This is a genomic window from Nocardioides marinisabuli, from assembly GCF_013466785.1.
Classification (GTDB): domain Bacteria; phylum Actinomycetota; class Actinomycetes; order Propionibacteriales; family Nocardioidaceae; genus Nocardioides; species Nocardioides marinisabuli.
In genome coordinates this window covers 3,294,024-3,320,075 of sequence record NZ_CP059163.1, presented here as the reverse complement: position 1 = coordinate 3,320,075, position 26,052 = coordinate 3,294,024, and the positions used below count along the sequence as shown (strand labels likewise).

Genomic DNA, 26,052 nt, shown 5'->3' with positions numbered 1-26,052 from the left:
GCTCTCGTAGGCGGAAGCAACTGCCTGACTGCACGCAGATCCGTCAGATCGGCGGACCTTCCGCTCTCGTGCGCCGCTCATGTCGCCCCCTCACGAAAAGGTTCCACATCCCATGACCTCGACCCACTACGACGTGCTGATCATCGGCTCCGGCTTCGGCGGCTCGGTAACCGCCATGCGTTTGGCGGAGAAGGGATACCGCGTCGGGGTGCTCGAAGCGGGCAAGCGCTACGACACCGACGACCTGCCCGCCTCGTCTTGGGACACCCGTCGGTTCATCTGGGCGCCACGGCTCGGCTGCTTCGGCATTCAGCGTATCCACCTGCTGCGCGACGTCGTCATCTTGGCGGGCGCCGGGGTCGGTGGAGGGTCGCTCAACTACGCGAACACCCTTTACCAACCCCCTGCCCCGTTCTTCAACGATCCACAGTGGGCGCATATCACCGACTGGCACGCCGAGCTGGATCCGCACTACCGGACGGCACGGCAGATGCTGGGTGTCACGCAGAACCCCCACGTGACGCCTTCGGACGAGGTGCTACGCGAGGTCGCGCGCGACATGGGTGTGGAGCACACCTTCACGCTCACCCCCGTCGGCGTCTTCTTCGGAGAGCCCGGCAAAGAGGTGCCCGACCCGTTCTTCGGCGGGGCGGGGCCGCGCCGCACCGGCTGCACCCAGTGCGGGTCGTGCATGACCGGGTGCCGGGTCGGGGCGAAGAACACCCTGGACAAGAACTACCTGTACTTCGCGGAGAAGCTCGGGGCTGAACTACATCCCCTGACCACCGTGGTCGACGTGCGCCCGCGCAGGGGAAGCGGGTACGTCGTCGACGCCGTCCGCACCGGCAGGTCCGTGCGCCGGCGCCGCAACCGGCAGTCATTCACGGCCAACCAGGTCGTCTTCGCAGCGGGCACCTACAACACCCAAAAGCTGCTCCACCGACTCAAGGCCACTGGCTCCCTGCCGAACATCTCCGACCGGCTAGGCACGCTGACCCGCACCAACTCCGAATCAATCCTCGGGGCGAAGTCCCGCGATCCATCCAGCGACTTCACGCGTGGCGTGGCCATCACATCCTCGATCCACCCCGATGAGTTCACCCACATCGAGCCGGTTCGCTACGGCAAAGGCAGCAATGCCATGTCCCTGCTTCAGACCGCCCTCACCGATGGGGACGGCCGCGGCCCCCGGTGGTGGCGCTGGCTGCGAACGATCGCCACCCAGCCCTCGCACCTGACCTGGTTCAGTCCACGACGGTGGTCGGAGCGGACGGTGATCCTGCTGGTGATGCAGACGCTGGACAACTCCATCACGGTGCGGTCGAAGAGGAACCTCCTCGGTCGCCACACGATCACCTCGGGACCCGGCCACGGAGCACCCAACCCCACCTGGATCCCCGTGGGCAACGAGGCCACCCGTCGCGTCGCCGAAAAGATCAACGGCGTGGCCGGCGGATCCACGGGGGAGATCGCCAACATCCCGATGACCGCTCACTTCATCGGCGGGTGCGCCATCGGGGACACCCCGGACACGGGGGTCATCGACCCCTACCACCGCCTCTACGGCCACGACGGGATCTTCGTCGTCGACGGCTCCAGCATCTCGGCGAACCTGGGCGTCAACCCCTCGCTGACGATCACCGCGCAGGCCGAGCGGGCCGCCTCCTTGTGGCCCAACAAGGGCCAGTCGGACCCACGTCCCCCGCTGGGCGCCGACTACCAGCGGCTCTCCGCCATCGAGCCGGAGCGGCCGGCCTTGCCCCACCCCGAAGCGTCCGTCGACGAGCGCGACCAGTAACGAGCGTGAGCACCCGGCGTGAGCCCAGGGCAGCATACGAACACGACCGCGAGCGGCTCACGCCGCTCGCGGTCGTCCCGGATGGCTCCGTGGCGCGAGATTACGCCGGTGGCATCAGCTGCGACCGACCCGCTCCACGTAGGCCTGACGCGCCGCGGTGTCCACGCGGTCGAGGAAGACCGTGTCGGTTCCGAGCATCGTCCCGAGCTGGGTCGCGATCCGCTCAGGGACGAACTTCATCGCCGCCACCATCGTCCCCGCAACACGTGTGACTCGCACGAAAGGTCGCGGGCGTTCGATGAGGTCTGCGGTAGCGCGCGCGATCTCCTGCGGCTCCGCGTTGCGCATGCCCTTCGCCCCGCTCGTCCCCGAGACCAGCTCAGTGTTGGTGAAGGTCGGACGCACCGTGGACAGCGTGATGCCCGACCTGCGGTACTCCTGCCGGGCGGCCTCTGTGAACCCGATGACTGCGAACTTGGTGCCGCAGTAGGTCGCGAGCCCCGGGACCGGGAGCTCCCCGGCCAATGAGGCAGTATTGATGATGTGGCCGTGGCGCCGGGGCAGCATCCGCTGCAAGGCGATCTTGGTACCGAAGATGACTCCCAGCACGTTGATCTCCACCTGCCGACGAGTGACCTCGTCGGCTTCCTCGTGCACGTGACCCGTCGGCATGACTCCCGCGTTGTTGATGAGGACGTCGACGGACCCCAGCGCCTCCTCGGTCACGTCGAGGAACGATTCGATGGACGCCGGGTCGGTCACATCAAGACGCACCGCGACGTCGAGGCCCAGCTCCTCAGCGGCCACCTTGAGCTGGCGCTCGTCGATGTCGCCGATAGCCACCCGGTGTCCGCGCCGGATGAGCTCTTCTGCGGTGTGGTAGCCGATTCCCCGGGCACCCCCGGTGATGGCGACCACTCGTCGCGCGTTCGTTGTCGTCATGGCTGCTGTTCCTTTCAAAGGCCGAGTCGCTGGCGCAGACCACGGCCGGCGGCCAGGCGCAGCACTCGGGCGGCGATTGCCGTACGCCGTGCGGAGTACGGGTACCAGGTGAGTTCCTTGGTGGTCAGCGGGAACCTCGGCTCGGTGATGGCCTGGACCCGGCAGTACTTGCGCAGACCCTGCGCGCCGCCGAGGCGTGCTCCCAGGCCCGAGGACTTCCAGCCACTGTGGGGTAGCTCCACAGCGAAGAGGTTGCTGAAGACGTCGTTGATGTTGACCGCGCCGACCTCGAGCAGGGCGGCGATACGGCGGCCGCGGGCGACGTCACGTGTCCACACGGTCGCCGAGAGCCCGTACTCGGAATCGTTGGCCAGGGCTACGGCCTCGGCCTCGTCGGAGACTCGCATGACAGGCAGCGTCGGCCCGAAGGTCTCCTCGGTCATGCACGTCATGCTGTGATCGACGTCGACGAGGAGCGTGGGAGCGAAGAAGTTCCCGTCCTTGCCCCTCGCCCCGCCCACGAGCACGCGTGCGCCGGACTGCTCGGCCTCCCGTACGTGCCGCTCGACCGTGTCGACCTGCCCGAGGGTCACCATGGCACCGACGTCGTCGCGGGCCCGAGACCCCTGCTTCAACGATTCGAGCGCCGCGGACACCTTCTCGACGAACCGGTCGTAGACCTCGTCCACTACGTAGACCCGCTCGACCGAGATGCATACCTGACCGGAGTTGAAGATCCCGCCCCAGACGATCCCGTGTGCGGCCCGATCCAGGTCGGCGTCCTCGAGCACGATGGCTGCGTCCTTGCCTCCCAGCTCCAGGCTGACCGGCTTGAGCAGCTCGGCGCAACGCGTCGCCACCCGGCGGCCGGTCGACGTCGAGCCGGTGAACTGGACGAAGTCGACGGCCTCTACGACGGCTTCACCGGTCTCCCCCGCCCCGGCGACGTGTCGCAGGACCGGCGGGGCCCCGATCTCCTGCCACCCCTCGATGACGCGCGCGCAGGTCAGCGGGGTCATCTCCGAGGACTTGGTGAGCACCGCACACCCTGCTGCGAGCGCGGGCGCTGCGTCCATCAGGAACAGAGTGATCGGGAAGTTCCACGGGATGATCAGTCCGACCAACGGGTAGGGTCGATAACTGCGGGTCAATCGCTTCGGGAGGCTGAGCAACCCCCCTGCCCCGACTCGTTCAGGGGCGAGGAACTCCTTTGCATGATCGGCGTAGAAGGAGATGAACTCGCACGAGCCGGTCGTCTCCACCAGGGCATCCGGGCGGACCTTGCCGGTCTCTTCGACGAGCAGGTCGGTGAGCTCGTCGGTGTGGTCGAGGATCCATCCGCGCCACTTGCGAAGCCACGAGGCGCGCGCCGCGGGACCGATGTCGTGCCACGCGACCTGTGCCTCACGCAGTTCCAGGGCCGCGGAGCGCACGCGGTCGCCGTCGACGATCGGAATCGATCGGAGTGCACGGCCGTCGGCGGGGCGGCGGATCTCCAGGGTGGAGACCGAAGGGGCATTCATGAGCATTCCTCTAGGTTGGTGACGGTGTCTGGAGAGGCCTGGTTGCTGTGCCGTCAGACGACGGCGGGCGTAGGTCGACCGCTGGTGCGTCGAGTGGCCTCCGCTGGAGTGCGAGGGTCTGAGGCCGTCGCCACCTCGCTGTCGAAGGAGCCCGGCGGGGGGGTCACGCCGTGCTCGCGGCACCAGGCGCCCGGCTCGCGCTGGGAGCGCCGGGGGATGCCGTTGGAGGGCTCGAGTTGCATCGGGATCGGCGGCAACGGCGGCAGCTCCTGGCCGACCTCGGCCGCCAGCTCGTCGGCGTCCTTCTCCTCCGACATGCCGATCGGGCCGACGCGCTGGGCGTTGAGGAACTGGCGCACCACCGGCTCCTCCGAGGCCAGCAGCATCTCGCGCGGGCCGAACATCGCCAGGTGCTTGTGGTAGAGCAGGCCGATGTTGTCGGGCACGGTGCGCGCGGTGTTGATGTCGTGGGTGACGATGAGGAACGTGGCGTCGATCTGGGCGTTGAGGTCGATGATCAGCTGGTTCAGGAACGCTGTGCGGACCGGGTCGAGGCCGGAGTCGGGCTCGTCGAAGAGCACGATCTCGGGGTCCAGCACCAGCGCTCGGGCCAGGCCGGCACGCTTGCGCATGCCGCCGGAGATCTCGCCGGGCAGCTTGTCCTCGGTCCCCAGCAGACCGGTCAGGTCCAGCTTCTCCATCACGATGGCGCGGATCTCCGACTCCGACTTCTTGGTGTGCTCACGCAGCGGGAAGGCGATGTTGTCGTAGAGGTTCATCGAGCCGAACATCGCACCGTCCTGGAACAGCACCCCGAACAGCTTGCGGATCTCGTAAAGCTCCTTCTCCGAGCACGTGGCCAGGTCGGTGCCCTCGATGATGATCGAGCCCTGGTCGGGCTTCAGCAGCCCGATGATGGTCTTGAGCAGCACCGACTTGCCGGTGCCGGAGGGACCCAGCATCACGCTGATCTCCCCAGCCGGGATCGTCAGCGAGACATCCCCCCAGATCAGCTGCTTGCCGAAAGACTTGCTCAGGTGCTCGACCTTGATCTCCACGCCCATGTCAGCGTTCTCCCATCGTTTCGGTGGTGGTGAGGACCACCGGAGTGGCCACCGTCATCGGGTGTCGAGTCCTGCGACCAACCAGGCGGAGCCCACCCGACGCATGGTGACTTCGACCCTGCTTCCGCTGACGACTGGATCGGGCGAGCTTCGGCTCGTGGTGGACTGGGTCAGGAAGACGAGCACCACGACCTCCTCGTCGCTGTCGACCGAGACGACCCCAGCAGCGTTGACGTTCGCCTCGGTGATGATCCGACGCTGCGTCGCCGCGGTGCGCACGACCTCGTCGATGAGGTCGCCGTACTCGTCGGTGAAGGCACCGGTCGTCTGGTCCAACGCCGTGTCAAGGTCCTCCTCGAGCGTGGCGTAGCGATAGCTCAGCAGCAGCGGCACGCGCTCGCGGACGGCGGCCACAGCGTCACGGGCGGCGGAGTCGCGGTCCTCAAGCTGGTCGACGCGCCAGGCGGCCGCGCCCGCTGCGGTCGCGACCACCACAGCCAGCACCACGAGAAGCAGCTCCACTCGACGACGCGGCGGGCGGCCGGCACCCGGGGCGAGGGACAGTGAGGGGGCATCCCTCGTATGTGCGCGCGAGGTCATGCGACGAACCTCAATGCCGAGACCAACCACGAGTCCTCGACGCGCTGCAGCTCCACCTCGAGGCGGTAACTCCGCGGCTCGGGTTGCCGAGCACTGCGGTTGTCAACCGTGCCACGCGCCGCCACGATCACCGTGGCCTCCTCGTCCTCCAGACTCACCACGCCGGCCGAGACGACCTCGCCGGTCGCCTCCACCTCGTTCTCCACGACCTCCTGACGCAGGCGGTCGGCCTGCTCACGCAGGTCGTCCTGGAAAGTCGCTGTGGCCCCCTCGATCAGCTCCTCGAGATCCTCGTCCGTCGTACGAGCACTGATGGTGATCAGACCCACCACCTCGTCCCCGGCTGCCTCCACCACATCGGCGCGCGCCTGCTCGCGCCGCTCAGCGTCACGCCAGGCGAGGCCCCGCTCGACCGCGAGTGCGAGCGCGGCGACCAGGACTGCGCTCAGTAAGGTCCTCACGATGGCGGTGCGCCGCCCGCGAGGCCTGGAGTCTGCTGAGGGCGTGAGCTCCGAACCGTCCCGCTCTTCAGTCATCGCACGCTCACCGGGCCGAGGACGAGCGCCTGCCATCCCTGCTCGGCCGGCAGCTCCATGGAGGCGTCGCCACCGACGGTCACGCCGCGGCTCAGGTCACGTCGGCCCGAAGGGCCGGCGCCCTCCGGCCAGACCCCCTTCCCGAAGTCCAAGCCGCACGAGGAGGGCAGGGGTCCGCGCCCGCCTCCCTGGGGGCAGGGCAGCAACCGGGCCCCGCGCACGGACTTGGGGTCCGCCTCGGGCACCGTGCAGTGGGCCAGGAGGTCGACGTCACGGAACTGCGCGACCGAGGGATCGCGACGTTCCGACGCCGCCAGGTAGCCCTGTGAGCAGGCCGGCGGGTTGTTCACGTTGGCGCGCAGGTCGAGGTTGACGTCACCGAACTCTGCGCGCGGGTTGATGGCGGACTGCAGCCGCGCGACGGTCACCGGGTAGTACACCAGACCCTCCTGGATCTGCGGCAGGTAGGTGTTGAGCACCTCAGCGTTGGTCGTGAGGTTGGTGACCAGCAGAGGGAGCGTCGGCTGGAGGTCGTTCACCAGCTCGGTGGCGGCTCGCAGCCCGGCCGGCCCCTGCGACAGCAGGGCGCGGAGGTCACGATCCCGCCCAGCGAGCTCGCTGGTGAAGGCCGCGAGGGACTGGGCATAGCTGAGGGTGGTCCCCCGCAGGGCTTGCTGGGTACCCAGGACCGGCTGGGCAGTCCTGATGAGGGACGTCGTGACAGCCAGTCGATCCTGCGCGGTGCGGAGGAGGCTGTCGGCGTTCTCGATCGTGCCGGCCAGGTCGGGACCGCTCCCGGCCAGACCCTGGTCGACCTGGTCGAGCACGCGACGGGTCCGCGCGCGGGGCACGGACGCGAGGAGGTCGTTGACGGACTCCAGCACCGGAGTGATCTGGGGCATCTCTACGGTCCGCTCCACCGGGATCACATCTCCCTCCCCCAACGAGGCGGAGTCCTCCCCGGCGTCCTCCCCGGGCGCGGGCACCAGGTCGACGTACTGCTCCCCGATGGCGGAGGTGCTGTGGAGCTCCGCGACCACGGTGGCCGGGATGTCATGCTCGTCGTCGATGCGCAGGTCAGCCACCGCGCCGCCGTCCCCCACCTCGAGGTCAGCCACTTCGCCGACCTGGACGCCTCGATAGGTGACGATGGCCTTCGGGTAGAGCCCGCTGGCGTCAGCGTATTCGGCGCGCACCTCGTACACGCCGACACCTAGCAGGGCCGGCACGCGGGCGTAGACCACCACGGCGAAGAACAGCGCCACGAGCGTGAGGACCGCGAAGATCCGGAGCTGTCGCTTGATCAGGGTCGTCAGGATCATCAGCAGTCACCCAGGAGTCCGAGCAGGCAGGCCCCGTCGCCCTCGCCGCGGCCATCGTCCGGTTCAACGGGGGGCTTCCCGTCGGCGCCCGACCCGCTGCCCCCCTCGGCGTCCTCGGCGCGCGGGCCTCCCTGACCACTGTTGCCGTTGCCTCCAGACTGCTGCAGGGGGTCAGTCAACGGATCCCCTGACTGGAGGGACGGGAGCTGACCAGTGCCGAGCAGCAGGTCGGCGAGGCTCTGGGCGCTGACGTCGATCGTGGCGAAGAGATTGGAGTAGTCGCCTCGAAGCGTCTTCTCCGTGGTCATGGCCGGGAAGGGGACCGTGATCGCGATCTTGAGCGCCTCGGGGAGTCGGGTCGCCGTCTTGCCGAGCTGACTGAGGATGGGCCCCAGGGAGTCGAGGTTGGCCAGGATCGCCTCCTGGCTGGCCTGGATCACACCGACAGCTCTCGTGCTGGCTCGCCCCGAGGTGGTGACGGCGTCCACCAGACGCGCCCGCTCCTGCTCCAACGCCTCCAGACCCGGACCCACCTCGTCGATGGCCCGCGCGATGACCTCGCGGTCGTCGGCAAGGCCCCGACTCAGGCTCTCGAGCGACTCCAGCGTGTTGATGATCTCTCCCTTGGTGTCATCGAGCACTGTCAACAGCTCGTTGGACCGCGTGACGAGGTCGCGGGCGTCCAGCTGCCGCTCGTCCAGCGCCGTGGTCAGCTCGCTGGTGATGGTGCTGATCTGCGAGAGGCCGCCGTTGTTGAGCAGCAGGGCTACGCCGGCGAGGACCTGCTCGGTGCCCGGAGCCTGGCCCGTGCGAGACAAGGGCACCTCGTCCCCGTCACCGAGCAGTCCCACGGGCGAGGCGGCGGCATCGACGGGCGGGGAGTCGATGTCGACGTACTGCGCGCCCAACAGCGTCTTCTGTCCGATGGTGAACCTGGCCCGGTCGCTGATCGGGACCGAGTCCAAGAGCCGGAGGTCGGCCACGGCGTGCCAGTCATCCACCCTGATGGCCGTCACCGTTCCCACGACGACGTCGTCCAGGAGCACCTGGGAGTTCGGGACGAGATTCTCCACGGCCTCGAAGCGCACGGTGACCCCGTAGCCGTCGGACCCGGTGGCCACCTGGCCGGGCAAGGTGTTCTCGTTCGGCTGGAGCGAGCATCCCGTGGCCAGGCAGGCGAGCAGCGTACCGGCGGCGGTCAGCCGCATGTGTGCGCCTCGTCGCCTGAGCATGGAGCGGGTCGTCATGGCGTGCCTCCGTTGGTGCCGGTGAGCAGACTTCCGAGGGTCTGCAAGAGGTCGATCTCGACGCCCGCCAGCCCGGGGATCGGGACGTCGTCACCGTCACCAGGCTCGCCCACGTTGATGCCCGGGACCAGGCCCTGGTCCAAGCTCTCCAGACCCAGAGCCTCGAGAATCGGACTGAGCACCTTGTCACACTGAGCTGCGGTGCCCCCCGCACCCAGGATCGCCCCGCACAGCAGCTGCGGAAGGCTGTCCAGCGCGCTGAGGGTGGCGCGCCCCTTCAGCGCGGATCCTTCGACGATGTTCGCCAGGTTGATGAGCGCGTTGGTGCCGAGGTGGAGGGACCCCGCCAGCGCGTCCGAGCGGTCGGCCAGGGCTGCCGAGAGCAGGTTCACCCGGCGGACCGCGGTCGAGATGCCCGCTCGGTTGGTGTCGAGGAAGTCGCGCGTGGTCCGCAGCGTCGCCGAAAGATCGCGTAGCACCGCGGTCAGCGTCAACCGGTTGCGCTCGAGGACCTCACCTACGGCGTCGATCTCTTCGGCGAACCCACGCACGGCCTGGTCGTTCACTGCCAGGGCACGTGTGAAAGTGTCGAGGTTAGCCACGGTGGTGAAGAGGTCGGAGCTGGGGTCAGACAGGGCCGCGGTAGCGTTTCGCAGCCCCGCGATGGCTCGTCGCAGCTCCAGGGCGTTGCCATTCGCCAGGCTCCCGTCCAGCGCGACGACAGCACGCCCCAGGGCGCCGCGATCGGCACCTTCCTGGGGTCCGAGTGCGCCGGTCAGGTCGGTCAGCTGCTGCTTGACGTCGTCGAAGGTGACGGGGACCGCGGTGCGTTCAACGCTGATCTCAGCACCGTCCGACAGCTGCGGGCCCCCGACGTAGGCGGGTTCCAGCTGGACGAACCGCCCACTGACCAGACTGGGCGAGACAATGGCCGCCCGTGCGTCGGCCGGGATCGGCTGGTCATCCTCGATGATGAGCTCCACCTCGACACCCGTCTCCGACGGGGTGATCTGGCTGACGGTGCCCACTGGGACGCCCAGCACTCGTACGTCGTCTCCGACGTAGAGCCCCTCGGCACTGGTGAAGGTCGCGTTGATCGTCGTGTCACCGCCACGGATGAGCGTCGCGGTCGATACCACGAGCAGGCCCAGGACGAGGAGGACGGCGAGGCGGCGCACGAGGCCGCGTTTGGAGATGTCGGTCACGGCAGGATTCCAGACAGGATGGGCGCCAAGGTGGCAGGGTCGGTGAGGTTCTGGATGTAGGCGTCGAACCACGGACCGGTCGACGCGGCGTCGCCGAACGCAGTGGCGTAGCCCCGCAGACCGACCAGGGTGTCCTGGATCGCCTTGCGGTTGCGGTTCAGGACCTCGACGATGCTGTTGAGCTGCCTCAGCGCGGGACCGATGACCTGGGTGTTCTCCTCCAGGACGCCCTGCAGCTGATCCGCGAGCATCTGGGCACTCTCCAGCAGCGCTTCGATGACACGCTGACGCGCGTCCAGCTCGGCGAAGAGCGATTCACCCGCGGTCAGCAGTGACGCGATCTCCTGGTCGCGATCGGCCAGGACGTCGGTGACCCGAGTGGCACGATCCAACAAGGTGGCCAGCTGCTCGTCGTTGGCAGCGATCGCACGGGAGATGTCGGTGATGCCGCGTAGGGCGGGGCCGACGGAGTCCCGCGAACCCTCGAGGACGCCCGAGGCCTGGTCGATGGCGCGCTGGAGGGCGGCCTTGTCGATCTCCCCGCTCTCGGTGGTGAGCCGATTGAGAGCGCTGGTGATGCTGTAGGGCGCATCGGTGCGCTCGACGGGGATCGTGTCCCCCGCCTCGAGTGCCCCGTCTCCGGCGGGCACGAGCTCGACCGCCGCACGCCCCAGGAGCGTGGTGGTGACGATGCGGGCCTCGGTCAGGTCGCCGAGCTCGACATCGGCGTCGGTGAGGACCAGGTCAGCCTCGACGACGCCGCCCTCGAGCACGACGTCGCGCACCTTGCCGACCTCGGCTCCGGAGACCATCACCGAGTCCCCCCCGCGCAGACCGCCCGCCTCAGCGAACCGGGCATGGATGACGTCGCTGTTGCCCACCAGGGGCAACCGGTTCAAGTTGAGGCTGGCCAGGACCACCAGCACGATCACCACCGTGCCCACAAGTCCGCGGCGAGCACGACCACGAAGCAAGCCATTCATGCCTGGCACCTCTCGGCATCGGAGTTGATCCAGGGCGTCAGGACCGGGGCACCGGCCACGACGTCGGTCTGGACCCGGACACCGCACAGGAAGAAGTTGAAGAAGTTGCCGTAGGAACCGGCGTTCTGCAGCTTGCGATAGTGACGGGGAAGCTGTTGCAGCACGGCGACCAGCTCCTCCTTCTCCAGGTTCAGACCGCGCGCCGCCACCGTCAGCGCACGCAGGTCGGGAGTGAGGTCGCCGCGGGCTCGGGCGAGCAGTCCCGATGCCTCACGGGCGAATCGATCGATCTTGTCGGCCGCGATCAGGATCTCGGTGTCCTGCTCGTCGAAGCGGGTCAGCACGATGTCGAGCGCGTCGATCACCTGCCCGAGCTCGTCGCGACGCCCATCCACGGTCTCCAGGACTTCGTTCAGGTTGCCGATCACCTGGGTGATCAGCTGCTCGCGCTGGGCGATCGCGGAGGTGAACGAGCCGACGCGGGTCGTCAACGTCTCGACGGCCGATTCCTGACCCTGCAGCACCTGCACCAGCTGCTGCGACAAATCGTTGACCTGGGCGGGGTTGAGGCCGGCGAACAGCGGCTTGAATCCGTTGAGCAGGGTGTCGAGGTCGAGCGCTGAGGCGGTGTTGGAGATCGAGATCATTCCTCCCGGTGACAGCTCGGCCGCACTGGCTCCGCCGGTCGTGGCCAGCTGAACGATCCGGTCGCCGATGAGGTTGCGGTACTCGATCGTGGCCGTGGTCGATTCGTCGAGGACGAGGGCGTCATCGACTTCGAAGGAGACGACCACCGTGCTGTCCGGCCGGACGTCGATGTCCGTCACCTCGCCAACCCTGACGCCCGCGGCCCGGACCTGGTCTCCCTGACGAAGACCCGACACGTCGGCGAAGGCGGCTCGGTAAGGCGCCGCTCCCCCGGAGCGGTACTCGCTGGTCACGGCACCCACCCAGAACGTCACGAGCGCGGCGACCACCAGGAAGGAGACGAGCCTGAGCAGATCGGCCCGCTCCCTGGCTCGCACTGGACTCGTCGCCACGTCAGCGACCCCCTATTCCCAAAATATCGAGCACGTCGGCGGAGCCAGGGGCTCCCTCGGATGACTGTGTGAACGGATTCACCCCGGTCGCGAAGGTCGGCTCATAGGTGAGCGACGCCTCCTCCGGCGTCACGTACGGCAGGCCGAAGCAGTTGGGACCCCGGTTCTCGCCCAGCAGCTTGAGGTCGGACGAGTACTGGTAGGGCTCCCGACCGCGGACCACGTGGGTGAAGGTGGTGATGCCCGGATTGGTGCCTCCCACCGCGAGCTCCGCGAGCTCGTTGCCCTGGGCCAGGCCCTCGATGAGACACGGCAGCTCCGGGGAGTACCGGGCCAGTGACCGGGTCACGGGATCGAGCAACCGCAAGGAGGTGCTGAGTCCCTGACCGCTGTCCCTCAACAGGGCATCGCCCTCGCTGCTGAAGGAGGTGAGGCTCAGCTCCAGGGCGCGCAGCGACGCCTGCTGCTCGACCACCGTCTCCAACGTCGTGGCCGCACCATCGAAGGTGGTGATGAGATCGTCCCGGGCCAGGTCGTACACCGCGGCCACGTCGTCGAGGCGCCGCAGGTCCTCGCTGAGGGCCGGGAGCGAGGGATTGAAGGACGTCAAGTAGTTATCGGTCAGGGTGATGAGCTCTCCCAGCATCTCACCACGCTGGTCCACAGTCCCCGCCACAGCGCTCAAGGCTTCGCTGACCTGGGCTGGGCGTGCAGCCTCGAGGACGGCGCTGAGATTGGTGAATGCCTCGTCCACTTCCACCGTGGTGGCGCTCGCCGGGATGACGTCGCCGGCTTCGATCGACTCCGAGCTCGCTCCCTCCGGGACAGTCAGCTGGACGTACTTGGCACCGAATGCGGTCGGCGGCACGAGTTGCGCGGTGACGTCGCGTGGCACGGAGTCGGCCTGGTCCGGCTCCAGCTCGAGGGTGATCTCGGCACGGTCGCCGTCGATATCGACGTCGCTCACGGCGCCGACCTCGACGCCGTACAGCTTCACCGGCGCCCCCGGCGCCATGGTGATCCCAGCGCGGTCCGCCTCGACCACGACGTCGACGCTGGGCCGGAAGACCCCGTTGTACTGCATGAGCGTTCCCACGACGACCGCCGCCAGCAGGACGATGATGGTCAGGCCGGACAGGAACTGCCGGTCGATCCCTCGAGCTTGCACCATGGTCTTCACCCCGCGATGTGGACCGACGGCCCGCCCCAGACGGCGAGCGCGAAGATCAGGTCGACGAACATGGTGGCGATCAGCGCAGAGCGGACCGCCCGCCCCACCGCCTGACCCACTCCAGCCGGCCCTCCACTGGCACGGAACCCGTGGAAGCAGCACACGGACACGATGACCAGCGCCATGATCAGGACCTTGATGCCGGCCAGGAAGAGGTCAGTGGGCACGAGGAAGGTGTCGAAGTAGTGCTCGTAGGTGCCGGACGCCTGGCCGTAACCGACCGTCACCACGAGCTCGGTGGCCAGCCAGCAGGACATCAGGGCGATCGTGAACAACGGCACGACGGCGATCAAGCCGGCGATGATGCGGGTGGTGACGAGGTACGGGATGGGAGGCACAGCCATGACCTCGATCGCGTCGATCTCCTCGCTGACCCGCATCGCTCCGATCTGGGCGGTGAAACCGGCGCCGACCGTGGCGGTGAGCGCGATGCCGGAGATGATGGGGGCGACCTCACGGGTGTTGAAGTACGCCGAGAAGAAGCCCGACAGCGCGGAGACCCCGATGTTGTCGAAAGAGGTGTAGGCCTGCAGCCCCACCTCGATTCCGGATGCGGCCGTCAGGAAGCCGATGACCAGCACGGTGCCGCCGATCAGGGCCAGGGCACCCGAGCCGAGGGACACCTCGGCGAGCAGCCGGATGATCTCCTTGGGGTAGCTTCGGATCGCGCGCGGCATCGCACGATAGGCCGAGGTGTGGAAGCCGAGCTGGTCGCCAAGATTTCGAAGCCCCTGGGCCGGTCGACTCGCCACGTGGCCCAGGCGCAGCGCTCGCTGCCTCGGACGCGGCGTGGTGGCGTGGACCGCCATGTCAGGCTCCCAACTTGATCTGGAGGAAGATGGCGCTGATCACGCTGTTGGCGGCGAACAGCAGCATGAAGGCGAAGACGACGGTCTGGTTGACGGCGTCTCCAACGCCCTTGGGGCCGCCCTTGGCATTCAGCCCGAGGTAGCACGCGGTCAGACCGGCCAACATGCCGAAGACAGCGGCCTTGATCTCGGAGGTGATGAAGTCCGCGAGACCGACGAGCAGGGTCAGGTCGGAGACGTACAGACCGGGCGTGGCTCCCTGGAGGACAACCGAGAAGATGTAGCCCCCCACGATGCCGACGACGGTCACCACTCCGTTCAGCGCGACGCCGACCAGCATGGAGGCAAGGACGCGCGGAACGACGAGTCGCTGGATGGGATCGATGCCGAGGGTCACCATGGCATCGATCTCGTCCCGGATCTTGCGCGAGCCGAGGTCGGCGCAGATCGCGGTGGCACCGGCGCCGGCCACCACCAGAACACTCACGATGGGTCCGATCTCACGGACCACCGCCACGGCCGCGCCCGCTCCAGCCAGGTCGACGGCGCCGATCTGGATCAGCAACTGGTTGACCTGGAAGATGATCACGACGCAGAAGGGGATGGCGACCAGGATGGCCGGCGCGAAGGAGACGGTCGTGAGGAACCATGCCTGGGAGACGAACTCGCGGAACTGGAAGCGACGGGTGAACATCTGCTTGAAGACATTGCCGGTGAACGAATAGAAGTCGCCGAACGTGCTCAGCGCCTGGACGAACACGCTCGAACTCATGGCCTCGTTGGCCATCTTTCGCGAGCTCGGCGTCAAGCCGGACGGTCCGGGCCGCTGGACCGCGTCCCGGGGGGTAGTCGCCGTCACCATCGTGCGACGCGGCCCGGGATGCTCTCAGCCCACGAAGGGTCGTCGAGACCGTGGGGCGACTGATGTAAGCCCACCGAACAACACCCCCGCTGAACTGGTAACACTCGAACAGCCCTCGGCGACGCTTCTGTCGCGGCAGGTCCACCCCGCATCCCCATGCGCTCACCCTTCCGATTCACGATGTGACCGCGATTACACAGAGAGGGCGGGGCGTATGTCTCGTCAATGATGCCCAACGCGCGACTAGTTCTTGTATCTTTGCACAATCATGGCGGTTCTTAAGCCGTCGACTCGACCACAGGAGCCAGATGCCGACACGTCCACTGCCGTGGGTCGAGGAATGGGTGACACTCTTTGTCCTCGAAGAGTCGAGCGCCAGCCAGGTTGAGGCTTGGGTGGAGCGCACCGCCTACACGATCCTGGAGGAGGTCCCGGAACTGGCTTCCCGACCCGGCCTGCCCGAGGGGATCGAAGCAGCGATCCGCGAACACTGGACCGGCTTCCTCGACCAACTGACGCAGCCGCAAACGGCCTTCGTCCTGGTTCCTACCGCCGTACACATCGCGCGCGAATCGGCACAGACGTCGCTCCCGCTCGAGACCCTCAATCGCGTATACCGCATCGCACAGCAGAGCACGTGGGGCTATGTCACAGATCTGATCGCCGAGATCGACGATGCCCGATCCGAGCGGACAGAACTGCTGATTTTCCTGTGGGAGCGAGCGTCCGACTGGATCGATCGCTCCATCAACGAGACCAGTCGGATCTACCACGAGGCGCGCCGTCGCATTGAGATCGGGCAGAACGCGCGCTGGATGGAAACGGTGTCACGGGTGCTGGACGGAGAGGCGCTGGACATCCGGCGACTCTCTGCCGAGCTGGGGGGATATCCCATGACGGGGTACCACACTGCCTTCATCCTGGCAGCCGGCGAGGAGCAGGATGCTGTCGAGTCGCTCGAGGAATCGTGCCGACATCTGGCGGCGGAGGCGGGGCTGCGGCCGCCGCTGGTAGTGCGTCCGGGCGGCCGTCAGGCCTGGATGTGGACTTCGACCAGTCGACAGCTGACCCCCGACGCGGAGCTGACGCTGTCCAACAGCCCTGTTGGCGATCTGCGTGTCCTTGTAGGGCCGAGTAGACCTGGGCTGGCTGGTTTCGCGTCCTCTCATCAACTGGCTCGGAGGACACTGGACATCGTGCATCCCGACAAGCGGGGCGTCTTCCTCCACGCTCATCACGAAGCCCTCGTGCTCCTCGGATGCAACGAGGAGGTGGACGACTTCATGCGGCGCACACTAGGCAACTTGGCCGGCCATGCGGTCCATGAGGTCAGCCTCCGGAAGACCGTCGCGAGGTATCTGGCTCTGGGCGGCAGCATCGATCGGACGGCAGCTGAACTCTCAGTGCACCGCAACACCATTCGCTACCGGCTCCAGAAGGCGACCACCCTCCTCGGCCGCGATCTGGGGCCGACGAGCAGCGAGGTGGCCCTCGCCTTGCGCCACTTGGAACTGAGCCACAATGGGCAGTTGGCGCCGTGACCGGGATTATCGTCACGGCCAACCGAGTCATGGCCCTCCGGGGTGCCTGCGCTCATGGGCTTCACTCACGCGGCCTCCAGGACAGCAGCGATGAGTAGACCCGGGGCAGACCGTGGTCGTGGCTGCTTGGTGTTGACGGCAGTGCTAGCGCCCTGATCTGTCGCCGAGACCCTTGCTGCGTGAGTGGGGACGGCCGCCCGCGCATTCACGTTCGCGTAGATCTCGCCGCCAAGGGGGTGCAGTTCAGATATCCACGACCGTGAGGGCGCCGGCTGCGTGCTGGGCACGGAGCACCTTCTTGTCGAACTTACCAACCGAGGTCTTGGGGACCTCGGGCACGAAGCACCACCGCTCGGGCAGCCACCACTTGGCCACCTTGCCGTCCAGGAAGTCCCTCAGCTGCGAGGGGGTCACGTCGGCGCCCTCCCGCGTCACGATCACCGCGAGAGGGCGCTCCTGCCACTTCTCGTCCGGCACACCGATGACTGTTGCCTCCAGCACGGCGGGGTGACCGGCGAGCAGCAGCTCGAGCTCCACCGACGAGATCCACTCCCCGCCTGACTTGATGACGTCCTTGGTGCGGTCGGTCAGGGTGATGAAGCTGCGATCGTCCATGCGACCGACGTCCCCGGTCCGCAGCCACCCGTTGTCGAACTTGTCCGTCTCCTCACCGCCGACGTACGCCCCGGTGATCCACGGACCGCGCACCTGGATCTCCCCGACCGACTCACCGTCGTGCGGTACCTCGTTGCCCTCGTCGTCCACCAGCCGCAGCTCGACGCCCGCGACGGGCCTGCCCTGGGAGGCGCGCAGCGTCCAGTGCTCCTCTTCGCTCACCGACGCCGGAGGCCGGGCGATGGCAGCCAGCGGCGAGGTCTCGGTCATCCCCCATGCCTGCACGATCTGCACGCCGTACTTCTCCTGGAAGATCTGCATCAGGTGCAGCGGCACAGCCGACCCCCCGCACGCCACCAGCCCCAGCGAGGAGATGTCAGACCCGGGGTTGGCCTCGAGGTAGTGGAGCACGTCGTTCCAGATCGTCGGCACCGCGCCGGCGATCGTGGGGCGCTCGCTGGCGATGAGGCGGACCAACGGCTCCGCCTGGAGGAACCTGTCAGGCATGACCAGATCCGCTCCAGCGATCAGCGCTGCGTAGACCAGACCCCAGGCGTTGGCGTGGAACATCGGGACGATTGCCAGGATCGCGTCGTCACCGGTAACACTCAGCCCGTCGGCGGCACATGCCGCCATCGAGTGCAGGTACGTCGAGCGGTGGCTGTAGGCAACGCCCTTGGGGTTGCCCGTCGTGCCAGAGGTGTAGCACATGGCCGCGGCCGAGAACTCGTCGAGCTCCGGCCAGTCGAACGTCTCCGGCCGGCCGGCGATGAACTCCTCGTAGGCCACCACGTTGAGGCCCTCACGCTGCAGTGGCGCCAGGTCGACGGCGCCCGTCACCACGACCGTGCGCACTCCGGCGAGGTGCGGCAGGACCGCCCCCAGAAGGGGAGCCAGCGTGCCGTCGACGATGACCACCCGGTCGTCGGCATGGTTGGCGATGTAGATCAGCTGCTCAGGGGTCAAGCGGGGATTGAGAGTGTGCAGGACCGCGCCCATCGAGGGCACTGCACAGTACGCCTCGACGTGCTCCTGGTTGTTCCACATCAGGGTCGCCACCCGCTCGTCGCCCGTGACGCCGCAGTCGCGCAGGGCGTGAGCCAGCTGCGCCGAGCGGCGAGCGACGTCCGCGAAGGTGCCGACCTTGACCGAGCCGTCCGGCTGCATCGTCCGGACACGGGCCGTGGGGTGCACGCGCGAACCGTGCCGCAGGATAGCGGCGGTGGTGAGGGGGACGTTCATCATGGTGCTCTGCATGGGGGTTCCTTGGGTATCGAAGCTGTTCGGGGGCAGGGACGCGGCCGGTCGGCCAGCGCGTCGGGTGGACCCGGAAGACGGGGGACAGGGGTCGTCAGGATGCGGCCGCGGCAGATTCGAGCTGGGCTCGGTCGACCCCGAGGCCCTGGCTGATCAGCTGCTTGGCCTTCAGGAAGTCCCGCGGTCGGTTCACGCAGTCCGCGGCCAGTAGCCGTCCCTGCTGGAGGTAGTAGCAGGTGAAGTCGCGATCTCGAGAGGGGTCGCCGCTCAGCACAAGCTCGTCGTAGCCGAGATTCAACCCCGCGATCTGCAGCTTGAGGTCGTACTGGTCGGACCAGAACCAAGGCAGCGCTGCGATCGGCCTCTCCTTGCCGCACAGTGTCGCGGCGGCCGTCTTCGCCTGCTCCCCGGCGCTGGGCACGGACTCCAACCTCACGAGGCGGTCGTAGCGAGCCATCCGGTGACTGGCACAGTCGCCGGCGGCGACAATGCGGGGGTCGCTGGTGCGAGCCAGGTCGTCGATCACGATCCCGTTCTCGACGTACAGGCCAGCCTCGGCTGCCAGCTCGGTGTTGGGAACCAAGCCCACCCCGACGACGACGAGATCGGCCGGGATCCGCTCACCACCCCGCAGGACCACCTCACGCACGCGTTGGTCGCCGGCCATGGCGCTGACCTGGGCGCCCGTCCGGATCACGACGCCGGCGTCGCGGTGGACCCGCTCGTAGAACGCCGAGACCTCGGGTGCTGTGACCCGCTCGAGCACGCGCTCGGCGGCCTCCAGGACTGTCACGTCCAGGCCGAGAGCGCGCAGGGACGCGGCTGTCTCCAAGCCGACGTACCCGCCGCCCACGATGACGGCGTGGCTGCCGGAAGCCGCCAAGGCCCGGATCGACTCGACGTCTGCGAAGGTCCGAAGGTAGAACACCCCGGGCAGGTCGATACCGGACACGTCCAGGGTGCGCACCCGGCCACCCGTGCACAGGGCGAGATGGGTGTAGCCCATCGTGGTGCCGTCGTTCAGCCCCACCTGCTGCGCGGCACGATCGACCTGCGTGACCGTCGACTGCACCAGGCGGATGTCGTGCTTGGCGTAGAACTCCGCCTTGCGCAGAGCGAGGTCTTGCAGGCTGCTCGTGCCGGCGAGGTAGGCCTTGGAGAGGGGAGGACGGTGGTAGGGCAGCGCTGGCTCGTCGCCGACCACGACGACCTCTCCTGACCAGCCCTGCTGCCGCAGGCCGGCGGCCACCTGGACACCGGCGTGGCTGGCGCCAACGACCAGCGCCCTCCCCTCGGTCACGCCTGGGTCTTCGGCGTCAGGGTGACCATCAGCCTGCTGATGCCGCGCACGAAGTTGGACTGGACGTACTCAGGCTCTTCGACGACCTCGATCTTCTCGAAGCGCGGCAGCAGCTCCTCCCAGAGGATCTTGAGCTGCATCTCCGCCAGCCGGTTGCCCATGCAGCGGTGGACTCCGAAGCCGAAGGAGATGTGGTTGCGTGCGTTGCTGCGGTCGATGATCAGGTCGTCGGGCCGGTCGAAGACTCGCTCGTCACGGTTGCCCGAGGCGTACCACATGACGACCTTGTCGCCCTTGCGGATGAACTGTCCGTTGAGCACCGTGTCCTTCTTGGCGACCCGCCGCATGTAGGCCAGAGGTGTCTGCCACCGGATGATCTCCGAGACCGCATTGGGGATGAGGTCCGGGTTGGCCTTGAGCTTCTCGAACTGGTCCGGGAACCGGTTCATGGCGAGGATCCCACCGCTCATGGAGTTCCGCGTCGTGTCGTTGCCACCCACGATGAGCAGGACGAGGTTGCCCAGGAACTCCATGGGACGATCGATGAGGTCCTTGGTGTCCTCGTTGCGCTGCAGCATCGTGATCAGGTCGAAGCCAGGCTCTTCTCCCCCCGCCAGCCGCGCCTCCTTGTCGCGCCACAGAGCACTCAGCCCCTGCGCTGCGTCGACGAATCCGCGGAACACCTCGTCGTTGTCCGAGGGGCCGCCGTTGGCCTGCTCCATGGAGCTGGCCAGGTCCGACCACTCGACGAGCTTGCGGCGCTGCTCGTAGGGGAAGTCCAGCAGTGTCGCCAACATCCGCGCAGTCAGCTCGATGGAGACGCGGTCGACCCAGTTGAAGGGCTCACCGATCGGGAGGTCGTCCAGCACCTCTTGGACCCGCGAGCGGATCAGGCTCTCCATCTCGCGCAGGTTCTTCGGAGCCACGACGCCCTGGACGGCGGCGCGCTGCCGGTCGTGCTTGGGCGGGTCCATGGCGATGAACATGGCGACATCCATGAACCGCGGCGGCTCGCCGATGATGATGAACGGCTCAGCCGAGAACGTCTCATGGTCCTTGTCGACCGCGATGATGTCAGCGTGGCGGGTGACCGACCAGAAGGGACCGAACGGGCTGTTGGCCTGGAAGTGGACGGGAGCCTCGTTGCGCACCCGCTCGAAGTACGACTGCCACTTGCCCTGCCGATAGAGGAACGGGTTGCTCAGGTCGATGTCGACCAGGGCAACCTCCTCCACGGGGGGGATCGGCTTCTCGACGAAGATCTTCTGCCCGTTGGTACGGGTCACGAAGCGACGCGCCCGGTCGTACAGGTGCGCCCCGCGGATCTGCATGCTCATGGGGACGATGGACTGAGCTCGCTCGGTCATGGCGTCGGTCACGGTGGTCAGGGTCGTCATGGTGCGATGTTCCTCTCGACAGTCACAGCTGGAACTCGGGGAGCCGGACGACGAGGCCGTCCAGGCTGTCGCTCAACCGCATCTGGCACGACAACCGGGAATTCGGCTCGCGCTCGGGGTTCATGGCGAGCATCTCTTCCTCCACGGGACCCGAACGGCCGACCTGGTCGATCCATCCGTCCTCGACGACCACGTGGCACGTACCGCAGGCGGCTTCGCCGCCGCAGTCCCCGTCGATTCCAGGAACCATGTTGTCGACGGCGACCTGCATCAGCGAGACACCCTCTTCCAGCGGTGTCTCGTGCTTCTCCCCGTCGTGGGAGATGAAGGTGACAACGGACATGAAGAAACTCCTTGGTAGACCGGCCCTCAATCCTGTGTCTCCCCGTCAGGCTGTGGCTATGGTCACCTACGTCAATATATTGTGATTTCGGCTCAGGAGGTGCAGTGAGAGTTCCCGAACCCGGCGTGCCTCCGCTGGCGTTCGTCCAGCTCCTCAACAGCGACGCGCTTGAGCCCAGCGCCGTCGCGCACTTCCGTCGGATCATCGAACTCCAGGGCACTTCGGAGGTCGAGCTGGTACAGCGCGACCGGCAAGTGCCCATCCGATGGTTCCGCGAGGTCTACCCGGACCTCGACCCCGACGGTGCTACCTACCTCGGGCTCGCTTTCGCCGAGAAGGCCCAGCTGACCTCGTTCGGCCCGCTGAGCCTGCCCTTGGTCAGCGCTGGCTCGGTGGACGAGATCTTCCAGTTGCTGGGGTATCTGCCCGTGATCTCCGGCGCTCTTCGCCCTCACTTCCACCCGGGCGAGCACGGCTTGACAGTGGGGCTGAGCGGTCAGACCGGCGATCCCGATCTCGACTGCCTGGTCATCACCTACGGTGGTGCGGCGCTGCTTCGACTACTCGACCTGCTGGCCGGCCCGCTACCAGGGGTGACGTTGCAGCTGGCATGGCCTGCCCCCGGAGTTGTGGAGACTCGCACCGACCTGATGAGCGAACGGTTGGACTTCGACGCGCACACGTCCTTCATCGACGTGCCGGCCGAGGCCCTTCGTGTCCGCTGCCGGTTCCCGGACCCGGTCGCCTACGGCTTGGCCATCGCCGAGCTGCGCCGCATGCTCGACCGCAGTACCAGTGCCACCAGCGTGACGGAGCGGGTGCGACGACTGCTCGAGCAGGACCCAGGACGGTCGAGCAGCCGGGACATCGCCGCACTCCTCGACGTCTCCACCAGCACCATGAAGAGACGGCTCGAGGACGAGGGCACGACATTCCGTCAGGTCCGACAGTCCCTGCTGCGCGAGAGAGCCATCGTGCTGCTTCTCGACCACTCCCTGACGATCAGTCAGATCGCGGTCGATCTCGGCTATGGCGATCCTGGGAACTTCTCCCACGCCTTCAAGCGCTGGACCGGGCAGTCGCCGAGCGAGTTCCGCAACGTGGGGCGCCTCGGACCAGGGGGGTCGGCCGTCCTGAGCGGGAGCGGCCGCCCTTAGCTCGGCGCACTCGGCGCCACGTCTACGACCGGAGCGGGCTATCCGCGAAGCGGCGACAGGCGAGGCGCATCACGTGGTGACCAGTCGAACGGGGAGTCTGGTGGGCCCGCGCAACGAGCTGTTGGTCGACCATGTCGGGTCACCGGACAGCTCGATCCTCGAGACGCGACCGAGGAGCTCGGTGAGCACGACATGGGCCTCCATCCGAGCGAGCGGTGCTCCGACGCACAGGTGTGCGCCGTGCCCGAACCCGACGTGCATCCTGGGGTTGCGGTCAGCCCGATAGGTGTCGGGCTCCTCGAACGCCTCGGGGTCCCGATTCGCAGCACCGAAGGACAGCAACACCCTGGACCCTCGCGGGATGGTGACACCGGCGATGTCGTAGTCAGCGCGCGTGTAGCGGTACAGATTCTGGATGGGGCTGGAGAACCGCAGGTGTTCCTCGATCGCCATCGGGACCAGACCAGGATCCTGTCGAACGCGGTCGTACTCCTCCGGATTGCGAGCAAACGTCTCGAACATCCCGCCCAGCAGGTTCGTCGTGGTCTCGTTACCAGCCACGAGGAGCAGCATCGCGATCATGAACAGGTCGTTGCCGGTGAGAGCACCGTTCTCACTGTGGTTCATGAGTCGACCGAGAGCCGAGTCAGACTCCCGAATCCTCCCAGCGTCGAACTGCTCGGTGAAGTACCGCCGCAGGGACGCCAGGCCTGTCGCGGCATCTCGTGCGTGCCGGATGCCCAGCGGCGTCGCATTCGCGTCCATGATGCGCACCGTCGTCTCCGACCATCGGCGGAAGTCGTCGAAGTCGCCATCGGAGACACCCATGATGTGAGCGATCAGGCTCATCGGTAGCGGAGTGGCCAGTGTCGTCATCACGTCCGAGCCGGGAGCACGCACGAGTTCGTCGACCATCTCGGAGGCCAGCTTCTCCGCCATCGCGCGCCAGGAGGCCATCGCACCTGTGGTGAACATGGGCTGTATCTGCTTGCGTAGCCGGGCGTGCTCCTCGCCGTCAGTGAGGACGACGAGCGGCGCCTGGATCCGTAACCGGGTGACCCCCTGACTGCTGGTCACCTTGTCGGTGGCTCTCAGTGTGGCGCGGACGTCGTCGAGGCGCGAGAGGACCCACATGGCCCGACGCGGGTTGTAGTGCACCCGCCCCGTCTCATGAAGGCGTCGATACGCCGCATGCGGCTGGGCCGCCGTCCGTGGATCCAAGGGATCGTAGTCGGTATTGACCGCCCCCACCCAGCCGCGACGGCCGCGGATCACGGTGCGCGCGGCACCCTCGAAGTTCAGCCATGCTGCAGTGCCGACCACCTTGAACAGGTCAGGGGCACCGTCTGTGCGTGTGCGGGTTGTCATCACGATCCTCCGTCTCAGGAGCAATCCTCAACCGCGGAGACGTGCACCCACAAGGCCTCTTGAATGACTGAGACGCCTGGCGGGGACGAGTCATCGGGAGGCCGTCTCAGACCAAGCGCGCCGCCTCTTGGAGGCCACCAGGCCGCCCGGGACCGGGGTCTTCGCTAGCCTTACAATCGTCTCACCGTGAGACTAAATCGCTCAGTAACGTCAGGGTACAAAATGCCAGATTCCGACGCATGGCTCATTCCTGGCAGTCGAAGGGAAGCCGCCCTGGAACGCATCTACGCAGCCGGCAGCGACGTCCTGCGCGAGCGCGGTCCCAAGACGTTCAGCTTGGAAGAGGTCGCCCGCAGAGCAGGGTGCTCACGCGCGACCGTCTACCGGTTCGTGGGCAACAAGCGCAGCCTTGTGGACACACTGGTAGGCCTAGCCGCGACTACCGTGGTCGAACAGGTGCGAACGCAGACTCGCGGGATGCAGGGCAAACAACTGGTCATCGAGTCGATCCTTGCCGGAGTCCAAGCGATTCGCAGCGACCGCACCCTGGCTGAGTTCGTCAAGTCACCCCCGGCTTTCGACGACACCTACTTCACCCACTCCGAAATGCTGAACCGTCTCGCTGCGTCTCTGATGGACCTCGGCGAAGAACACGATCTCGGCGCCGAATGGCTCATTCGAGTCGTACTCAGCATGATCACTTGGCCCGTGGACGACCCCACCACCGAGCGAGAACTGATCGAACGCTACGTAGGTGCCGCCTTCTGATGGCGGACACCCTGTTCGAACTAGATTCGCGCCTCGGGGTGCAACCATCGATGACGACGCCAACCCGGCGCCGCCCGAGAAGAAACCGCCCTCCGTTACAAGCGTGGCACAAATAGCCAAGTTCTCCTAGAGTTTGCGCAGGTCAGCATGGGTCAGTCAGTCACTACTACGACCTGTAGTCACTTCTTAGGTATTGCTCGAACTCACCGCTCGACGAACGAGGGCCCCGGCGTCGCCGGGGTCCTCGTTGCGTCACTGCCTCGTTGCGAGCGAGCAAAGCCGGAGGGCTAGCAGGGGCGCGTCGCACGACCCTCCATCATCTTCGTGCTCGCACTCGCGGAGATCGGCTACGGGCGGCTGGTCGGGGTGCCCGCATTGAGGCGAGCCAGCGTCCGCTACGCTCCTCCTCCAATGATCTTTGGAGGATTGGATGAGCGACGCGAAGGACGGGTTGTTTGCCGAGCTGGCAGTGGTCGGTAAGGCGTTCGGTAGCCCCAAGCGCCTCGAGTTGGTGGACCTGCTCGCTCAAGGGGAGCGTACGGTCGAGGGCTTGGCCCGTGCAGCCGACATGGGGGTCAGCACGGTGTCGGCTCACCTCCAGGTGTTGAAGTCCTCGAACCTGGTGCGGACGCGTAGGGACGGTACGCGCGTCTATTACCGACTGGCGGGCGATGACGTGGTGGCGCTGTACGGCGCAATGCTGACCGTCGCACGGACGCGGTCGGCCGATGTGGAGCAGGCGTTGGCGGCCTACCTTGGCGTTCCAGGCTCAGGTGAGGTCGACATCGTGACTCGGCAAGAGCTGCTCGAACTACTCGAGGGTGGCCAAGCCGCGGTGCTAGACGTCCGGCCGTCGGAGGAGTACGCCGCGGGCCATATCCCGGGCGCCCGCAGCCTCCCGTTCGGGGAGCTGACTAACGCTGTGGCCGAACTGCGGTCCGCCGGCAACGTGATCACCTACTGTCGGGGCGCCTATTGCGTGCTTGCGCACGATGCAGTCCGGTTGCTGGCGACTGAAGGGATCCACGCCCGCCGCTTGGAGGACGGGATGCTGGAGTGGCGTACTCACGCGCTCCCGGTGGAGGTCGGCGCGTGATATCGGCGCTACGCCTCTGGCCTGCTCGGCGATGGCTGACGGCACTCG

The 26,052-nt window shown here is 67.1% G+C and carries 22 protein-coding genes and 1 pseudogene; 5 read left to right on the top strand and 18 right to left on the bottom strand.

Annotated features, from left to right (window positions below; translation table 11 throughout):
- The first annotated feature begins 112 nt into the window (after positions 1–112).
- A complete protein-coding gene (locus tag H0S66_RS15930) occupies positions 113–1,798 on the top strand; it encodes a GMC oxidoreductase (protein ID WP_179616252.1) in 1,686 nt (561 codons plus the stop codon).
- Positions 1,799–1,912: 114 nt separating this feature from the next.
- On the opposite strand, the gene H0S66_RS15925 is transcribed toward H0S66_RS15930, so the two are convergent.
- The 13 genes from H0S66_RS15925 to H0S66_RS15865 all read right to left on the bottom strand — a co-directional run bounded on the left by H0S66_RS15925 (position 1,913) and on the right by H0S66_RS15865 (position 15,087).
- Complete coding sequence (locus H0S66_RS15925; RefSeq protein WP_179616251.1) at positions 1,913–2,740, bottom strand: SDR family oxidoreductase; 828 nt, start codon at positions 2,738–2,740, stop codon at positions 1,913–1,915.
- A 14-nt stretch (positions 2,741–2,754) separates the two neighbouring features.
- Positions 2,755–4,263, bottom strand: a complete 1,509-nt coding sequence (locus H0S66_RS15920) for an aldehyde dehydrogenase family protein (protein WP_179616250.1) — start codon at positions 4,261–4,263, stop codon at positions 2,755–2,757.
- 53 nt (positions 4,264–4,316) lie between these two features.
- Positions 4,317–5,327, bottom strand: coding sequence for an ABC transporter ATP-binding protein (locus H0S66_RS15915; protein WP_179616249.1), 1,011 nt, complete (start codon positions 5,325–5,327; stop codon positions 4,317–4,319).
- A gap of 54 nt (positions 5,328–5,381) precedes the next feature.
- Positions 5,382–5,849 carry a hypothetical protein gene (locus H0S66_RS15910; RefSeq protein ID WP_180923658.1) on the bottom strand — a complete coding sequence of 156 codons (468 nt, stop codon included), beginning with the start codon at positions 5,847–5,849 and terminating at the stop codon, positions 5,382–5,384.
- Between the two features lie 74 nt (positions 5,850–5,923).
- A complete protein-coding gene (locus tag H0S66_RS15905) occupies positions 5,924–6,388 on the bottom strand; it encodes a hypothetical protein (protein WP_179616247.1) in 465 nt (154 codons plus the stop codon).
- 71 nt (positions 6,389–6,459) lie between these two features.
- On the bottom strand, positions 6,460–7,785 hold the full coding sequence (locus tag H0S66_RS15900; RefSeq protein WP_179616246.1) for an MCE family protein: 1,326 nt from the start codon (positions 7,783–7,785) through the stop codon (positions 6,460–6,462).
- Positions 7,785–8,993 carry an MCE family protein gene (locus H0S66_RS15895; protein ID WP_179616245.1) on the bottom strand — a complete coding sequence of 403 codons (1,209 nt, stop codon included), beginning with the start codon at positions 8,991–8,993 and terminating at the stop codon, positions 7,785–7,787. Before H0S66_RS15895 ends, H0S66_RS15900 begins: the two co-directional genes overlap by 1 nt.
- 35 nt (positions 8,994–9,028) lie before the next feature.
- Positions 9,029–10,237 carry an MCE family protein gene (locus H0S66_RS15890; protein ID WP_179616244.1) on the bottom strand — a complete coding sequence of 403 codons (1,209 nt, stop codon included), beginning with the start codon at positions 10,235–10,237 and terminating at the stop codon, positions 9,029–9,031.
- A complete protein-coding gene (locus H0S66_RS15885) occupies positions 10,234–11,163 on the bottom strand; it encodes an MCE family protein (protein WP_179616243.1) in 930 nt (309 codons plus the stop codon). The genes H0S66_RS15890 and H0S66_RS15885 overlap by 4 nt, the downstream gene beginning before the upstream one ends.
- Before the next feature lie 53 nt (positions 11,164–11,216).
- On the bottom strand, positions 11,217–12,245 hold the full coding sequence (locus tag H0S66_RS15880) for an MCE family protein (protein WP_179616242.1): 1,029 nt from the start codon (positions 12,243–12,245) through the stop codon (positions 11,217–11,219).
- A 16-nt stretch (positions 12,246–12,261) separates the two neighbouring features.
- Positions 12,262–13,431 carry an MCE family protein gene (locus H0S66_RS15875; RefSeq protein WP_246305703.1) on the bottom strand — a complete coding sequence of 390 codons (1,170 nt, stop codon included), beginning with the start codon at positions 13,429–13,431 and terminating at the stop codon, positions 12,262–12,264.
- A gap of 5 nt (positions 13,432–13,436) precedes the next feature.
- Positions 13,437–14,300 (bottom strand): ABC transporter permease, encoded by an 864-nt coding sequence (locus H0S66_RS15870; protein WP_179616240.1) that lies wholly within the window; start codon positions 14,298–14,300, stop codon positions 13,437–13,439.
- A gap of 1 nt (position 14,301) precedes the next feature.
- Positions 14,302–15,087, bottom strand: coding sequence for an MlaE family ABC transporter permease (locus H0S66_RS15865; protein ID WP_179616239.1), 786 nt, complete (start codon positions 15,085–15,087; stop codon positions 14,302–14,304).
- 419 nt (positions 15,088–15,506) lie between these two features.
- Between H0S66_RS15865 and H0S66_RS15860 the strand changes: the two genes are divergently transcribed.
- Entirely contained in the window at positions 15,507–16,703 is a 1,197-nt protein-coding gene (locus H0S66_RS15860; RefSeq protein ID WP_179616238.1) for a PucR family transcriptional regulator, read from the top strand.
- Between the two features lie 243 nt (positions 16,704–16,946).
- Here the strand turns inward: H0S66_RS15860 and H0S66_RS15855 are convergent, their stop codons facing one another.
- From H0S66_RS15855 to H0S66_RS15840, 4 genes and pseudogenes are all read right to left on the bottom strand, one after another.
- The gene (locus tag H0S66_RS15855) at positions 16,947–18,575 is read right to left on the bottom strand and encodes a fatty acid--CoA ligase (protein WP_179616237.1); all 1,629 of its coding nucleotides are present in this window, start codon (positions 18,573–18,575) and stop codon (positions 16,947–16,949) included.
- Positions 18,576–18,669: 94 nt separating this feature from the next.
- The gene (locus H0S66_RS15850; RefSeq protein WP_179616236.1) at positions 18,670–19,875 is read right to left on the bottom strand and encodes an NAD(P)/FAD-dependent oxidoreductase; all 1,206 of its coding nucleotides are present in this window, start codon (positions 19,873–19,875) and stop codon (positions 18,670–18,672) included.
- A gap of 11 nt (positions 19,876–19,886) precedes the next feature.
- Positions 19,887–21,272, bottom strand: a pseudogene (locus tag H0S66_RS15845) (cytochrome P450); the annotation flags it as partial.
- Between the two features lie 22 nt (positions 21,273–21,294).
- Positions 21,295–21,615: a 2Fe-2S iron-sulfur cluster-binding protein gene (locus H0S66_RS15840; protein ID WP_179616234.1), complete on the bottom strand. Its 321-nt coding sequence runs from the start codon at positions 21,613–21,615 to the stop codon at positions 21,295–21,297.
- 104 nt (positions 21,616–21,719) lie between these two features.
- Between H0S66_RS15840 and H0S66_RS15835 the strand changes: the two genes are divergently transcribed.
- The gene (locus tag H0S66_RS15835; protein WP_166191371.1) at positions 21,720–22,772 is read left to right on the top strand and encodes a helix-turn-helix domain-containing protein; all 1,053 of its coding nucleotides are present in this window, start codon (positions 21,720–21,722) and stop codon (positions 22,770–22,772) included.
- Between the two features lie 69 nt (positions 22,773–22,841).
- Here H0S66_RS15835 and H0S66_RS15830 read toward each other — a convergent pair whose 3' ends face one another.
- On the bottom strand, positions 22,842–24,140 hold the full coding sequence (locus H0S66_RS15830) for a cytochrome P450 (protein ID WP_166191369.1): 1,299 nt from the start codon (positions 24,138–24,140) through the stop codon (positions 22,842–22,844).
- A 222-nt stretch (positions 24,141–24,362) separates the two neighbouring features.
- Here H0S66_RS15830 and H0S66_RS15825 point away from each other — a divergent pair, with 222 nt between their 5' ends.
- Both H0S66_RS15825 and H0S66_RS15820 read left to right on the top strand, forming a co-directional pair.
- The gene (locus H0S66_RS15825; RefSeq protein ID WP_166191367.1) at positions 24,363–24,908 is read left to right on the top strand and encodes a TetR/AcrR family transcriptional regulator; all 546 of its coding nucleotides are present in this window, start codon (positions 24,363–24,365) and stop codon (positions 24,906–24,908) included.
- Positions 24,909–25,338: 430 nt separating this feature from the next.
- Entirely contained in the window at positions 25,339–26,004 is a 666-nt protein-coding gene (locus H0S66_RS15820; protein ID WP_179616233.1) for an ArsR/SmtB family transcription factor, read from the top strand.
- Positions 26,005–26,052: the final 48 nt, after the last annotated feature.

Bases quoted from the DNA above. Each gene is read 5' to 3' on its own strand.
- H0S66_RS15830 (WP_166191369.1), bottom strand. From the start codon at position 24,140: ATGACAACCCGCACACGCACAGACGGTGCCCCTGACCTGTTCAAGGTG.
- H0S66_RS15915 (WP_179616249.1), bottom strand. From the start codon at position 5,327: ATGGGCGTGGAGATCAAGGTCGAGCACCTGAGCAAGTCTTTCGGCAAG.
- H0S66_RS15825 (WP_166191367.1), top strand. From the start codon at position 24,363: ATGCCAGATTCCGACGCATGGCTCATTCCTGGCAGTCGAAGGGAAGCC.
- H0S66_RS15895 (WP_179616245.1), bottom strand. From the start codon at position 8,993: ATGCGGCTGACCGCCGCCGGTACGCTGCTCGCCTGCCTGGCCACGGGA.
- H0S66_RS15840 (WP_179616234.1), bottom strand. From the start codon at position 21,615: ATGTCCGTTGTCACCTTCATCTCCCACGACGGGGAGAAGCACGAGACA.
- H0S66_RS15820 (WP_179616233.1), top strand. From the start codon at position 25,339: ATGAGCGACGCGAAGGACGGGTTGTTTGCCGAGCTGGCAGTGGTCGGT.
- H0S66_RS15865 (WP_179616239.1), bottom strand. From the start codon at position 15,087: ATGGCCAACGAGGCCATGAGTTCGAGCGTGTTCGTCCAGGCGCTGAGC.
- H0S66_RS15875 (WP_246305703.1), bottom strand. From the start codon at position 13,431: ATGGTGCAAGCTCGAGGGATCGACCGGCAGTTCCTGTCCGGCCTGACC.
- H0S66_RS15925 (WP_179616251.1), bottom strand. From the start codon at position 2,740: ATGACGACAACGAACGCGCGACGAGTGGTCGCCATCACCGGGGGTGCC.
- H0S66_RS15920 (WP_179616250.1), bottom strand. From the start codon at position 4,263: ATGAATGCCCCTTCGGTCTCCACCCTGGAGATCCGCCGCCCCGCCGAC.
- H0S66_RS15900 (WP_179616246.1), bottom strand. From the start codon at position 7,785: ATGATCCTGACGACCCTGATCAAGCGACAGCTCCGGATCTTCGCGGTC.
- H0S66_RS15855 (WP_179616237.1), bottom strand. From the start codon at position 18,575: ATGCAGAGCACCATGATGAACGTCCCCCTCACCACCGCCGCTATCCTG.
- H0S66_RS15930 (WP_179616252.1), top strand. From the start codon at position 113: ATGACCTCGACCCACTACGACGTGCTGATCATCGGCTCCGGCTTCGGC.
- H0S66_RS15870 (WP_179616240.1), bottom strand. From the start codon at position 14,300: ATGGCGGTCCACGCCACCACGCCGCGTCCGAGGCAGCGAGCGCTGCGC.